Origin of the sequence: Janthinobacterium sp. EB271-G4-3-2, from assembly GCF_020858035.1 — a bacterium.
GTDB classification, from domain to species: domain Bacteria; phylum Pseudomonadota; class Gammaproteobacteria; order Burkholderiales; family Burkholderiaceae_D; genus Janthinobacterium; species Janthinobacterium aestuarii.
Genome location: NZ_JACYMG010000012.1, coordinates 39601 through 53719, shown reverse-complemented (window position 1 = coordinate 53719; position 14119 = coordinate 39601). Strand labels below are relative to the sequence as shown.

The 14119-nt window shown below is 64.0% G+C and carries 11 protein-coding genes; all 11 read right to left on the bottom strand.

The window, feature by feature from the left end:
• Nucleotides 1-85: 85 nt before the first annotated feature.
• Nucleotides 86-793, bottom strand: coding sequence for a transposase (locus tag IGS55_RS22160; protein ID WP_230518939.1), 708 nt, complete (start codon nucleotides 791-793; stop codon nucleotides 86-88).
• Nucleotides 794-1094: 301 nt separating this feature from the next.
• The gene (locus IGS55_RS22155; protein ID WP_034753797.1) at nucleotides 1095-1775 is read right to left on the bottom strand and encodes a response regulator transcription factor; all 681 of its coding nucleotides are present in this window, start codon (nucleotides 1773-1775) and stop codon (nucleotides 1095-1097) included.
• Between the two features lie 136 nt (nucleotides 1776-1911).
• Entirely contained in the window at nucleotides 1912-3039 is a 1128-nt protein-coding gene (locus tag IGS55_RS22150; RefSeq protein ID WP_230518940.1) for a PAS domain-containing sensor histidine kinase, read from the bottom strand.
• A 49-nt stretch (nucleotides 3040-3088) separates the two neighbouring features.
• Nucleotides 3089-6193 carry a DEAD/DEAH box helicase gene (locus tag IGS55_RS22145; protein WP_230518941.1) on the bottom strand — a complete coding sequence of 1035 codons (3105 nt, stop codon included), beginning with the start codon at nucleotides 6191-6193 and terminating at the stop codon, nucleotides 3089-3091.
• A 208-nt stretch (nucleotides 6194-6401) separates the two neighbouring features.
• On the bottom strand, nucleotides 6402-6890 hold the full coding sequence (locus IGS55_RS22140; protein WP_230518942.1) for a YbjN domain-containing protein: 489 nt from the start codon (nucleotides 6888-6890) through the stop codon (nucleotides 6402-6404).
• Between the two features lie 25 nt (nucleotides 6891-6915).
• Nucleotides 6916-7593, bottom strand: coding sequence for a hypothetical protein (locus tag IGS55_RS22135; protein WP_230537283.1), 678 nt, complete (start codon nucleotides 7591-7593; stop codon nucleotides 6916-6918).
• A gap of 6 nt (nucleotides 7594-7599) precedes the next feature.
• Nucleotides 7600-9306, bottom strand: coding sequence for a putative porin (locus IGS55_RS22130; RefSeq protein WP_230518944.1), 1707 nt, complete (start codon nucleotides 9304-9306; stop codon nucleotides 7600-7602).
• Between the two features lie 68 nt (nucleotides 9307-9374).
• Complete coding sequence (locus IGS55_RS22125) at nucleotides 9375-10091, bottom strand: energy transducer TonB family protein (protein WP_230518945.1); 717 nt, start codon at nucleotides 10089-10091, stop codon at nucleotides 9375-9377.
• A 10-nt stretch (nucleotides 10092-10101) separates the two neighbouring features.
• Nucleotides 10102-10512 (bottom strand): ExbD/TolR family protein, encoded by a 411-nt coding sequence (locus tag IGS55_RS22120; protein ID WP_230518946.1) that lies wholly within the window; start codon nucleotides 10510-10512, stop codon nucleotides 10102-10104.
• A 13-nt stretch (nucleotides 10513-10525) separates the two neighbouring features.
• Complete coding sequence (locus tag IGS55_RS22115; RefSeq protein ID WP_230518947.1) at nucleotides 10526-12307, bottom strand: DUF2341 domain-containing protein; 1782 nt, start codon at nucleotides 12305-12307, stop codon at nucleotides 10526-10528.
• Nucleotides 12308-12363: 56 nt separating this feature from the next.
• Nucleotides 12364-14001, bottom strand: a complete 1638-nt coding sequence (locus IGS55_RS22110; protein ID WP_230518948.1) for a ShlB/FhaC/HecB family hemolysin secretion/activation protein — start codon at nucleotides 13999-14001, stop codon at nucleotides 12364-12366.
• Between the last annotated feature and the right edge of the window lie 118 nt (nucleotides 14002-14119).

Genomic DNA, 14119 nt, shown 5'->3' with positions numbered 1-14119 from the left:
CTAAAAATTTAATAGGGACACAGTCGAAGCCATTTCAATAAAACGTCAGAAAGAAACCATTTTTTGTTTTAAATGCGAATACCTTTCAATTGGAGGCGGACTCGGCCACCGTTTTGCGGGGACGGCCCCGCTTGGCCGGCAGCACTTGCCGCTGCATTTTCTGCTCCAGCGCCTGCTTGAAAGCGTCGGAACCGAGCGGCCAGCCCTTCAATACAGCCTGTTCCACGGTGTTTACCTGGCTGCTGCCCAGTCCCTGCTCGAACAGGCGCAGATACGCCGCCTCGCGGTCGAACGGCGTATTGCCCAGCGCCCAGTACAGCGCGTGGTCGGTGATGACGGGATCGGGCCGCACACCGGCGTGGTGGGCATAGCTGGACCAGCTGTAATCGAGCGCCTGGCCCGCCAGCCCCGTTTGCACGGGCACGCATTCGAGGTAGCGGCAGCAAGTGAGGAAGAAATTGTCGGGATCAATGACGGAAGTTTTGTAGCGTCCCTGCCACAATGCCCCTTCGCGGCCGTATTTTTGGTTGAAATACGGCACGTAATAGCGTCCCAGCCACTGCATCAGCTGCCCCAGGCCCGTCGCATCGCTGGGCGTGGCCAACAAATGTAGCTGATCAGGCAATAAAACGTAGGCGTGGATGGCCACCTTGAACATTTTCGCGCCCGTTTTCAGCCAGGACAAAAATTGCGCATAATCGGCCGCGTCCTGGAACACGGGCTGGCGGTTGCTGCCGCGCTGGATCACGTAATGGGGCAGCGCTGGAATGATGAGGCGGGGCAAACGGGCCATGGCGGAAATCATAAAATAAAGGCTAAGGCCTTGATTTTACACACTTGCGAGCGCAGGACGCGACTCTGACCCTGTTTTATTTGAAATCTTGAAAAAAGCGATTGACTCTGTCCCTGAATTGTCCTGCAGGAGACTATGCACCTTCGCAGGCGGCAAGTTGGTAGTCCCAACGACCACCATGATCGAGGCAACTATCAATTTTCCACTCCTTGCGCAGCCAGAGAGCGGTACTGGCCAGTGCAACGATCAACAACAGGCCAGATAGGAATCGCCGTTTCATGCTACTGGCCGCCTCTGGCGGTCAGGACAGGTTAAAACTGGCCGACAGGCTGTAGCCCTCGCCATACGCGCTGCGCAGCGGCAAGTCCTGGCCCAGGCCCGTCTTGGCTTTCTTGCGCAGCCGGTACACGAGCATGTCGACCCGGCGGCCCGCATCGGGATCTTCGCCGCCCATGCCGGCCACGATGACGTCGCGCGGCACGGGGCGGGTATTGATGGTCAGCAGGTGCAGGAAGTTGAATTCCTTTTCCGTCAGGGCGATGACGGCGCCCATCAATTCAAGTTGGCGAGCGCTTACTTTCAAGGTCCACTTGCCTGGCTCGGGCACGGGATCTTGCGGGCCGACGCGGCGGTCGAGCGCCTCGATGTGCGCAGCCAGTTCGGGGAATTTGATCGGCTTGGTCAGATAATGGTCGGCACCGAGGCGCAAGCCGAGGATGCGGCTGTCGAAGGCGACACGCCCCGTCAGCACCAGCACGCCGATCTGCGGATACAGCTGGCGCATGCGGGGGATGACGTTGAAGCCGTCCTCATCGGGCAAGCCCAGGTCCAGCACGACCACCCCGACATTGCCATGGCTCAACGCCGTCCACATCCCGCCAGCGGAGCTGGTGATATGCACTTCGTGTTCGAGCTCAACGAGAAACTCCGCCATGTCTTCGGCGTAGTCCAGATTGTCTTCGACGATCAGTATTTTCGTCATTGCAACGCCATTCTTCCATTAGTGAGCTACCGTGGGCAAACCATGCCATTCACTTCTGCACCATGATGGACGGCACAATAGGTTTACGTCAAGGAATTATCACGGTTGCCTTCAGCGGAAGCAACTTTTTTCTAGTCTAGCCAGGAAGCGGCAGCCAAATGCGGAAAATAGCCCCGCCTTCGGGCAGATTATGCCCCTGTAAACTCCCGCCATGCACGTCCACCACGGCGCGCGCCATGTACAGGCCCAGGCCCGCACCGGCATGCGTTGCATCGGTTCCACGGAAACCTTTTTCAAACAATTGCGCCATTTCTTCTTCCCGCAAGCCAGGTCCCGCATCGCGCACACACAGCGTCACGCCGCCTTCGGGCACCAGCTTGCCCGACACGGTGATGCTGCTGCCCGGCGGGCTGAACTTGACCGCGTTGTCGAGCAGGATTTTCAGGCACAGGGCCATGCCGGGCACGTCGCAGCGCAGCCGGGCCGGCAAGTCTTCATCGAGTTCCAGCTGTACGCGGTGGCTGGCCGGCACGGTGGCGGCCGCCTGCTGCAACAAGGCCAGCGGCGCGATACCGTCGGCCGCCCGTTCGCGGCCGATGGCCGCCATGCGTTCGGGCGACAAATAGTCGTCGATCATGGCCAACAAACGGTCGACGGCCGTCTGGATTTTCACGTAGCGCTTGCGCGTAGCCTCGTCGGCGTCTCGGGATGTCGAGACGAGGCGCTGGATGGCGCCGTCAATGGTGGCCAGCGGCGTGCGGAATTCATGCGACAGCATCGAGGCGAAGCGCTTTTGCTCCTTTTCCCGCTCGGCTTCCTGCGCGTGGGCGGCGCTGACGTCGCGCACCGTGCCTACCACGGTGACGCCCCGCCCGGCCGCCGCGGGCACGATGGTCGAACTGATTTCCAGCGCCAGCAGGCGGCCCTCGGCGTGCGGCAATTCCACTTCGCGCAGCAGGGTGAGACGGCTGGTGTCGCCATCACACCAGCGCTGCAGCCGGGCCGGCACGTCCGCCGCCAGGCGCGCCGCGTGTTCGCGCAAGGCTGCCTGGTCGTAACCGGTCAGGCGTTGCGCGGCGGGGCTGATGTAGAGCAATTCCAGGGTCGCGGCGTCGAGCAGGAAAGCCGCGTCGCGGCCATGCTCGGCCAGCAGGCGGAACGTCGCTTCACCGGCCCGCGCGCGCAGCAGGGCGCGGCGCAACTGGACGAAACGCAGCGCCATGAGGATGACGCCGGCAAGCAGCAGAAGGAGAAAGGGCAGCATGCGTTATACCTGGCAAGAAAGAATTGCCAAGTATAAGCGTGCGCTGCCCTTAATCTTCCAGCGGGGCGAAAATCTGCTGCAAGTCTTCCTGCGTGAGGGCCATCTTCTGCGATTCGCCTTCGGCCAGGATCGATTGCGCCAGCTCCGATTTCTTTTGCTGCAGCAGCTGGATTTTTTCTTCCAGGGTGCCCTTCGCAATCAATTTGTAGACGAACACGGGCTTGTCCTGGCCGATGCGCCAGGCGCGGTCCGTGGCCTGGTTTTCCGCCGCCGGATTCCACCACGGGTCGTAATGGATCACCGTGTCGGCCGCCGTCAGGTTCAGGCCCACGCCGCCCGCTTTCAGGCTGATCAGGAAGATGGGCACGGCGCCCTGCTGGAAGGCCGCCACCTGTGCGCCCCGGTCCTTCGTTTCGCCCGTCAGCAGCGCGTACGGGATATCGCGCGATTCGAGCTCTTCCTCGATCAATTCCAGCATGCTGGTAAATTGCGAGAAAACGAGGATCTTGCGCCCTTCGTCGAGCAAGTCTTCCACCATCTGCATCAGGTCGAGCAGCTTGGCCGAACCGGCCGACTGCTTCTTCGCCGGCAAGGATTTCACCAGGCGGGGATCGCAACACACCTGCCGCAGTTTCAGCAGCGCTTCGAGGATGACGATCTGGCTGCGCGCCACGCCCTTCTTGTCGATTTCTTCGCGTACTTTTTGATCCATCGCAAGACGCACGGTTTCATACAGGTCGCGCTGCGGCCCCGTCAATTCCACCTTGCGCACCATTTCCGTTTTCGGCGGCAGCTCCTTGGCCACATTGTCCTTCGTGCGGCGCAGCAGGAACGGTTTGATGCGGCGGTTCAGCAGCATGCGGCGCAGCGGGTCGTCCTGGCGCTCGATCGGATGACGGAACTGCGTGTTGAAGGTCTTTTCGTCGCCCAGCAAGCCCGGCAGCAAGAAGTGGAATTGCGACCACAGTTCGCCCAAATGATTTTCCAGCGGCGTGCCGGACAAGCACAGGCGGTGGCGCGCGCGCAGCAGGCCCGCGCTTTGCGCCGCCTTGCTGCGCGTATTCTTGATGTAATGCGATTCGTCGAGGATGACCAGGTGGAAATCATGCTCGCGCAAGGTTTCCTCGTCGCGCGGCAACAGCGCGTACGTCGTCAGCACCAGGTCGCACTGGTCGATCTGGTCGAATTGCTGGGCGCGGTCCTTGCCTTGCAGCAGCAACACCTTCAGGCTGGGCGCGAACTTGGCCGCCTCGTCCTGCCAGTTGCCCATCAAGCTCGTCGGTGCGATGACGAGGGCCGGATGCGTGAGACGGCCCGCTTCCTTTTCCACGAGGATATGCGCCAGGGTTTGCACCGTTTTACCTAAGCCCATGTCATCGGCCAGGATGCCCGCCAGGTCATGGTCGCGCAGGAATTGCATCCACGCCAGGCCGTCGGCCTGGTAATCGCGCAAGGTTGCCTGCAGGCCCGCGGGCGCCGCCACTTTTTGCACGGAACCGAACTGGCTCAGCTTGCGGCCCATGGCGCGCAGCTGCTCGCCGCCCGTCCATTGCATGTCCAGGCCCCGCGCCAGCTCTTCCAGGCGCGCCGCATCGAGCGTCGACATGCGCACGGCACGCTTGATCTTGTCGCTGAAATACAGTTCGCCCAGCGTGTTCAAAATCGGACGCACGCGGCCCCACGGCAGGGCGACGCGCGTGCCGTCCGGCAAGGTTGCCAGCATCTGGTCATCGTCCGCATGTGCTTCGATGACTTTCGGATTGAAATCGTTGGGCGCGTTGCGGATCAGCTGCACCAGCACGGGCAGCAGCGGCACGCGCTCGTGGTTGACGACGATGCCCAGTTCCAGCTCGAACCAGGCGTTGCCGCTGTCCGGGTCCTGGTCGTCGATTTCCGCGTACCAGTCGCCCACGTCGCTCACGTCGTAGCGGTACTTGGCCGTCTTTTCCACGATCCAGCCCTGCTCCAGCAAGGCGTCGATGCCGGACTCGGCAAAACGCAGCCATTCCGCCTGGGAAGGCAGTTGCAAGGCGCCCTTCAAACCGCTCAAGGGGGCCGAGCCCGGCTTCTTGAATTGCAGTTCGGCCAGGGCGGCCAGCGCGCGCGCTTCATCGACCGTGTTTCTCTGGATGATTTCCGTCACGTCGCCCACTTGCCGCACCACGCGCTGCGACGGGTCGAACGAGACGCGCTCGCCATCGTAGTCGTAGGACAGTACGGCAAAATCGCTCCAGCGCTGGATGCTGCCATCGGCCAGCATGGCGCTATCGAGCAGCAAGACCGGTTGCGCGGGCACGTCCTTGCGCAAGCGCTGCGGCAACGGCTGCGGCAGCGGCATCAAATGCTGCAAGCCCTGCGCCAGCAGCAGTTGCGACACGCGCACCTTGTCGTTCGCGTTCAGGGGCGGCGCCTGCGCCACCAGCGCCTGCAGGTCGGCCAGGGAAATGTCGGAGCCGCCCTGGTTCAGTTCCAGCACGCCGCACGACAGATTGTCGATGTACCACGGCGGGTCGGTCGGCAGCATGTAGTCGATCTGGTCGGCGCCATGGTGCTTCGCGCCTTCCGGCGGGTCCACTTGCCAGCCCAGGCGCATGGTCTTGCCCTCGTCGCGCCAGAACAGGCGGGCGGGACGCACGGGACCTTCCTTCAACGGGTACACGAGGCCATTGCCGACATCGGCCCAGGAATTGGCCCACAACAATTTATCCTGCTCGGCCAGCATTTTCAGCAGGGCCGCGCCCACCTTGCCCTTCGGCTCCGTGGCGCTGCCCGTCTGCGAATTCTGCCCGCTGCGCATGGCCACGAAGAAACGCACGAGGTCTTCGTCGGCCGGCGTCAAAAACGTGGGCGGCGCGGACAGCAGCGAGAAGATTTCGCTGATGGGCGACGCCGCCGCCACGTCGCCGTTCGGCCGCAGCCGCGCCTTGTACAGGCACAGGGCCACATGGCGGCCGCCGCTGGTGGGCGCCAGCACGTAGATCAGGCGGTGCTGGTTGAGTTTGGGATCAGGCTCGGCAATCGTCAGCACGGCCTTCGGATGGGCGGCAGCCTCCACCCGCTGCAGCCAGGTGGCGACGGCATACGGCAAAGGCGCTCCCGGCGCGCTGGCCGGGGCAACTGGGGTTTCACTGGTTTCGTCGCGGGTAAAATCCATGGGGCGCATTTTTGTGTAAAGGTCGTATCCAAATCGGCAACAGGCAATATTATCCGCCATACAGCCGTTGCTGGCTTGATTCACACACGCTCTTTGAGCAGTTTTAATGCGCGATGCCTAAAAAATAAGTATTTAATACGACACTTGAGGCCCGCAGATGGCAAAAATGGCCCGTCGCGGGCCATTTTTGCCATCACTGGACGGCTTATCAGGCCGGCACAGTTTCTTCTTCTGCCACGCTGGCGGCCTCGACTACCGGTGCGCTGCTCGTATCGGCCGGCGTAAAGTTGCGCAAAAACAAGAAGAACTGGCCCATCATCTGCGTCCACAGTTGCAGATTGATATTCAGGTAGTCCTTGCTGACGCCGCCGGCGACCAGCACATCCATTTCCAGCACAACGAAATCGCCATGCTGGGCCACGCGGGCGAAACGCTTGCTGCGGTGCCATTCGGCCAGCAAGCCGGCCGGCAAGTCGCCGCCCTGCACGCGCAGCGGGCAGCTCAGGGTCAGATCGGCGTACTGGCCAGGCGCGGCTTCATTGCCCCACAGCACCTGGAAGCCGATGCCATGGCTGGCGCTGTGCAGGCGCACGACACCGTCGTGTTCAATGCTGGTCACGGCGCAGCCGGCTGCCTTGATGGCGTCGGCCGTTTGTTCCGCATTCAGGGTGGTCAGCAAGGTGTTGGTGTTTTCCATCGTTATTCCATCCATTTCAAAAAAATTATTGGGGGGCCGGCGCTTCTGTTTGACGCGCATCAAAGCGGCCCTGGTACAGCTGGTCGCCGTATTGCTGCGCGATTTGCTCGAGTTTCACCCGGCTTTGCGCGGCGAACGGCTGGCGCGCCTTCATGACGTCCAGCACGCCGAGACCTTCATACGCTTGCAGGATGTCCTGCCCGGCCGCATACAGCTGGGCATTTTTGCTTTCGCAGCGCGCCAGGGCACCGCGCTGGGCCGTCACTTCGCCGTCCAGGCGCGCACGCTCCGCTTCCAGCCGCTTGCCCGTGGCGGTCAATTGCTCGCTGGCCTGGCGGTACTGCGCCAGGCTGGCGGCCGCCTCTTGCGCGGCGGCCGTGCCGCGCTGTTGCTCGGCTGCCAGTTTTTCCCGCTGCGCGCGCTCCTGCGCCAGCTGCGACTGGCTGCGCGCCAGCTCCTTTTTCAAGCCATCGCTGGCAGGTTCGGCCGCAACGGGCGCCGCCTTCGCGGCAGGCACGACCTTGGCTTTCAGCATTTCCAGCTCGCCGCGCGTCTGCTGCAATTGCGCCGTGACGTTACGCAACTCGGCCCGCAAGCGCTCTTCCATGCTTTGCCCCTTTTGTGCCTGCGCCTGGGCCGTGCCGGCGGCCAGCAAGCTCAGCAGCAATAAAGGCAGGCGCATTTTGTTGGATATCAACATCATGGCTCCTTAGAAACGCGCGTTCAATTCGATTTGCAGGGTGTCGATCGCCAGTGCCGAACCGAACACTTCGCGGCTCGACGTCCAGCGGCCGTTCAGCCAGGTATTCTTGTCGAGCGCATACGCGCCGCCCAGGTAGTAGCCGCGCGCATTCGTGCCGCCCAGGTGGAAAGTCGAATCGTTGTAGGCGTCAGGCAAGGCATCGGGTTCGATGCGCTTGTAGCCCAGCAGCACGTTCCAGTCGCCGCGCGCGGCCGGGCTGGCCTTGCCCAAGGTCGCTTGCAGCATGTAGGCATTGCCGCCGCTCTTGAAATCGGCTTGCGACACGCCGCCCGTGCCGCCGAAATTGTTCATGATGCCGCCCTTGGCGCGCGCCCACATCTCGTTCTTGTCATAGGCCATGTTGCGCACATAATCGCCTTCGATGCGCAAGTCCGTGCCGCCGGCCACCTTGCTATCCCAGCGCGCATTCAGGTTGGCCAGGCGGAACTTCGACGCCAGGCCCACGAATTGCGGCTGCGGCGTATTCGCCGGGTCCAACGGGTTCAGGGCGATATTGCGCAGCAACATCAAGCTATTGCCTTTTTGCATGCTCGATGGGCGCGACCAGTCCGTGCCGCAGCCATCGGCGCCCGCGTACAAGGCGCACGGCTGTGAATACTCGCCGCTGATGTTGCGGAAGTTGTAGTAGGCCAAGGCGCCACGCAATTGATGGTCGCTATTGATCTTCCACGACGCGCCCACTTGCGCGCCCAGCAGCCATTTGTTTTCGCTGGCCATTTTTGCCTGGCTGCGGCTAGGCGCATTGTCGGACGAATACTCGAGCGGAATCAGGCCCAGGGTACCGAAGACGGTGACGTCCTTGCTCTCGCCGACCGGCTGCCGCACCGTGGCGGCGATGCCGTCGAAATTGAGTTCGCTGGAAAACAGTTCGTCGCCGGAGACGAAAGGATTGTCGAAGCGGCCCGCCGTCAGTTTCAGCCAGGAAGCGGGCTGGTACGACAGCCAGGCCTGGTCCAGCCAGATGTTTTTCTTGCCCAGGCCGCCACCGAGGGTTTGCGTGGTGGACACAGGGCTGTCGTCATTGCCGCTGGCCAGGCGGATGCCCGCTTGCGTGCTGTCGGAAATATCGGCCAGGATGCCCAGGCGGGCACGCGCGCGCAGCAAATGCTTGCGGTCTTCGCGCGTGTTCAGCAACGCCGGCAGGGCCAGGTTGGTGTTCGAATTGACGTCGTAGCCGCTGCCGCTGTTGAGCGAACGCCAGTCGATCTCGATATTGCTGTTGGCCATGTCGTAATAGCGCGATTCGTAGCGCGCGCGCACGTCGCCTTCCAGGCGGATGCGCTTGGTCCAGGCCGGCGTTTCATTCGGCGCCGCCCAGCCGCCCGCCTTCGCTTCAGCCATGACCTGGCCCTTGATCTCGTCGCGGATCTGTTCGCGCACGGTTTGCGAAATATACGGCACGCGCACGTCGCCCGGCTGCACTTGCGCCAGCGCGGCCGGCGCGGCGGCCGGACGGGCCTGCGCTTGTGCCAGCGCTTCGCTCTGCGCCTGCGCCAGCAGCGCTTCGCCGGCATCCTTGTTCAGGGCGCCGCTCTGGATCAGGCCGCGGATCAGCTTGACCATGGTGCTGTCGGCCGGTGCCGTCTGGGCTTGTACCGCGCCTGCCGCCACACTCAGGGCCAGGGCAGCCAGCGCCAGCGGAAGGCGGCGCATGCGCTGTGAGGGAGAGAATAAGGAATTCATTGTTTCTTTCGGAAAAAATTAATATGAATTTGGGGACGCTATGGCCGGCGGCCCTTAATGGAAACGCGGGCCGGGAAACGCAGGGACGCCGGTGGCCGTTCATCGGCGCGGAAGTCGCGCACCATGGCCAGCACCTGCTCATCCGTCTGCGCATTGCCCGTGCCTTGCACCAGCTGCACTTTCGTCGTCCTGCCTTCCGCATCGAGCCACAGGTCGACGCGGATATCGCTAAACGCCAGCTGGCGCGTGCGCGGGTCGCGGGCAAAGGCCAGCTGCAGCGCGTTGGCGACATAGCGGCCATACGATCCCGCGCCGAGTCCGCCGCCACCGCCGCCGCCCGTCATGCCGCCGCCGCGTCCGGCCTGGATGCCGAAGGCGTCGCTGCCGGCCTGCGCCGCGCCATCGATGGTGACGGGGTCGCCCTTGTCCGGCGACGGGCTTTCCGGCGCGTCATCCATGGGCTTGTCGGCCGGCGTCGGTTCCGGCTCCGACACTTCCGGCACCACCTTGTCCGGTGTCGGTTCCGGCAGTTTTTCCGGTTCCGGCGGCGGTGGCGGCGGAGGGGGCAGCATCAGCATCGGCGGGGCCGCCACTTCGCGCTTGGTGGCGGCCGTGTCCGACAGCAAATACCAGACCAGCGCGGCCAGCGCAGCGGCCAGCAGCACGCCGCCGGCCACGCCGCCCCAGCGGCGCCACCACTGCGCCGCACCCGACGATTCCGGGCCGGCCATCTTCATCATGTCGTCACGCTTCACCTTGCGCTCCTCATGCCGGCTTGCCGGTCACCAGGCCAACCTGGTTCAGGTCGATGCGGCGCAGCAAATCGAGCACTTCGACCACTTTCGCGTATTGCACGGCGGCGTCGCCGCGCACGATCACGGGGAAGTCGGGCGTCAGGGCCTTTTCCGTGCGCAAGCGCTCTTCCAGCTCGGGCAAGGTGACGGGATAGGCGTCGAGGAAGACCTGGCCCGCGTTATCGATGGTGACGGCCTTGGTCTTCGGTTTTTCCAGCGCCGTGGCCGAGCTGGCCTTGGGCAGGTCGACCTTGATGCCGGGAATGCTGGCGTTGCTGGTCAAAATGAAGATCACCAGCACCACCAGCAGCACGTCGACGAAGGGGGTGATGTTGATGCCGCCGCTACGCTTGCGGGGGGTAAACTTGGCGGAGGTGGCCATGGTTATGCGCCCCTCACGCCTGTTGCAGCACGGGACGCATCTGGCGTCCGTCGCCCTGCTCTTCCGCCAGGCGCGTGGCGAACTCGTCGACAAACACGGCCATGTCGGCAACGATGGCGTCCGAACGCGAGGACAGCCAGTTGTAGCCGAACAGGGCGGGAATCGCCACGCCCAGGCCGGCGGCCGTACACAGCAGCGCAGCCGCCATGCCCGGCGCCACCGAGTTGATGTCCACGGCGCCGGCCATGGCCGCCACGACGAACACCAGCATGATGCCGATCACGGTGCCGAACAGGCCGACGTACGGCGCGCCTTCGATGGTGGTCGACAGCCAGATCATGCGTTTGGACATGCGTTCGCTTTCGCGCACCATCACGCCATCCATGGCGGCGCGGATGGCGCCGATGGTCGCGTTCGAGACGGCGTTCAAGTCGTAGCCGCGGTCGTGGCGGCGGCGCATCTCGTCGATGGCCACGTCATACAAACGCCACAGCGAGGAATCCGTCTTCACGGAAGCATTGAGCTTGCCGTTGCGCGCCAGGTGGTCGAGCGGCGCGCCGGCAGCCTCGTGGAACGACTGCATGAATTGCGCATTCGCGCGCGCAATGGCGCCATAGCTGCGGCCCTTGCCGATCATGATGATCCACGACAAGACCATCATCAGGCCCAGCACGCCGACGACGATCCAGGCGTCGAGCGGCATGGCGGCGATGATGAAGCCGAAATGGCTTTTGCCGGCCTGCTGTTCGTCGGCGCCAAACACGGCCAGGCGCGATTCGGAACCTTGCGAGACGGCGTCGGCCAGCAGCAGGGCGTCGGGACGGGCCGTACGCGACAGGCGCAGCTCGTCGATGGCGCCCGTGAAGCTGTTCAGGGTGAAGGCACCGGAAGCGACCGGCGGCGCATCGGTGCCGACCGAGGCTGCCGTGCTGAACGCTGGCAGCGCGGTGGCCAGCGAGACGGCCGGACGGCCGCCCACGTACAGGGCAACGTTGGCTTTGTCAGCCTTGACGGCCAGGTGCGACCATTGCGCGGCCTGGATAGGCTGGCCCGGCTTGCTGCGCTGGCCATTCACCTGCACGAAGGGCACGCCCTGGTCCACGCCGATCAGCAATTCATTGGCGCCGTCGCGGCGCGCATACAGCACTTGCTGCGCACCCAGGCTGTCGGGACGCACCCAGGCGGAAAACGTGAACGGCGCACCGGCGGCCAGCGCCAGCGATGGCGAGGCGGGCAGCATCAACGGCGTGGTGCCCAGGCGGGCGCCGGCGCCGATGACGGAACCGTCGAGCGACGGCACGGCCGTCTGCGCATGGTTGCCGTAGGCGGTGCTGTCGCGCGAGGGCACGCCAGGCTCGCTGAAGTGGTACACAAGGCTGTAGTCGGGATCAAAAGTGCGCTGGCCGTTGCCGGAAGCGGGCGCCTTTGGATTGCCGTAGTACATCCACAACTGCTGCGGCGTACCGGCCGTCAGGGCCGGCACGTCGACCCAGATCAGGGCGATGCCCAGCAGCGGATTGAACTGTTCGATCTGGTGGTTCAGCACCGTTTTATCGTCGCCCGCCACGAAGCGCAGGTCGGCGCCGTTGTCGCTGACGCCTTCGAAGTTGAAATTGCCCGAATGCAAGCGCAGCAGCACGGGGATGCGGCCGGGATCGCCGCCCACCGCGCCCGCCTTCGGGCCGGCGTCGACGGTGACGGGTTTGCGGTAAGCCCAATCGGGCTGCCACCAGGCATGCGCAAGGCCGGGAACGAGCGTGCCCAGGATCGTGAGCAGAAAAAGAAAACGTTGCATGACAGTGATTCTCCGAAGAAAAGTCTAAAAAAGTGCGGTGCTGTTGAGCTGGCCCGTCAGTAGCTGGCCGACAGGTTGAAATTGATGCGGCGCACGTGTTTGTGCGTGCGCGGGCCATCGCGCAGCGGATACGAAAAATCGATGCGGCCATTCAGGTAGCGCAGGAACTGGAAGCTGCTGCCCACGCCCACGGACGCCAGGCCGAACAGGTCTTTCTGCTCGATCATCGGATCGCGCAGGCGCAGGCGCGCGCCATCGGCAAAGGCGAACAGGCGCCAGTTTTCCAGGCGGCTGAAATACGTCAGCTGAGGCGTGCGCCATTCGACGGTGCCGGACACGCCATAGTCGCCCGTCGCTTCGGCCGACAGGTAGCCGCGCACGGAATTGGCGCCGCCGGCGGCCATCTGTTCGCCCGACACGAGCGCCGCATCGGCCAGCTGGCCCGACATGCGCCCATGCAGCTGCGCGCCGCTGCCCAGGGTGGTGGTGGCGTTGGCGTCGCCCTTGAGCACGAGGAAGCTGGGCGAAGCCTTGTAGCGCTTGTTGTCGTAGGCGGCGCTGTCGCTGCCATAGCCGAACGAAGCGCGCGTGCCGGCCACCAGCGACAGGCCCAGGCCATACGTCGCCGCCTCCGTCTGCGCAAAGCCGTTATACGACACGCTGAGCGGCACATATTTCAGGGGAACGCTGCTGCCCGTGCCATTGAGCTTGAGCGCTTCCTGGTTATCCTTGAAATCGATGCCGCCGCTAAAGCTGTGCCACCAGATGCCGCTGTTGGGCACCGTGTAGTTGACTTTCATGCCCAGCGCATGGCCCTTGCCCAGCACGCTGGTGCCGCCCGTGCTGGCCACGTTGCTGTTCGACCGGTAGCCGGTCGCTTCCACGCTCCAGCCCTGCGTGCCGATCGGCGCCACGTACGAGGCGGACCACACCTTGGTCTGGTTCAGGTCGCCCGGCGTGCCGAAAAAGCTGATGGTGGCGCTATGCCCGAGCTGCCACAGGTTGTCGTGGCCGACCGAAATGCTGCTGCGCAGCTTCTTGGTATCGGCGCTGTAATCGTTGTTCAAGCCCACGCTGGCGCGCCACGGGCTGCTGTCGTCCACTTTCAGGTCCACGTCCATGGTGCCGGGCAGGCTGCCCTGCTTGACCAAGGGCATCACCTGGCGCTTGGGCCCGCGGTTCAGGGCCGTCAGTTCCACTTGCGCCTGGGTAAAGTCGGGCACCTTGCCTTCCGTCAGGGCCGGCACTTGCTGGCGCACGTCGAGCGGCGAGTTGTATTGCGCGCCGACCACGCGCAAGCGGCCCACCTTCGTTTCGCTCACCTGAAGCACCACCACGCCCTGCTCCACCTGCTGCTCCGGCAAGTCCACGTAGACGGACTGGTAGCCCCGGGCTTGATATGCCGCAACGAGGGCGTCGCGCGCCCCTTCCACGTCCTTCAGGGTGCGGCCCGGTCCCAGGAAGGGCGTGACCGCCGCTTCGATGGCGCGGGCGTCGAGCACGGTATTGCCGCGCACCAGGTATTCCTCGATCGTCACCTGCCGTTCCGGCGCGGCCACGGGGGCCGCCGCCGGCACGGCGTCCTGCGCGCGCGCCATGCCGGGCAGCGCCAGCATGGCCAGGCACAGCATCGTCAAGGCCCTCGCAGGCGCCGCTGGCGGCACGCCCCTGCCCTTGGTTGTCATTTCACGCATCTTCCATTCACCTTAAAATCAAACGGTTGCCCTGTGTTGCGGCGCTGGGCCGGCGTTTTTTTGTTGCTGATGTTCATCTACTGATGCCTAGACAGCCGCCGCGCGCGACGACTGCCGA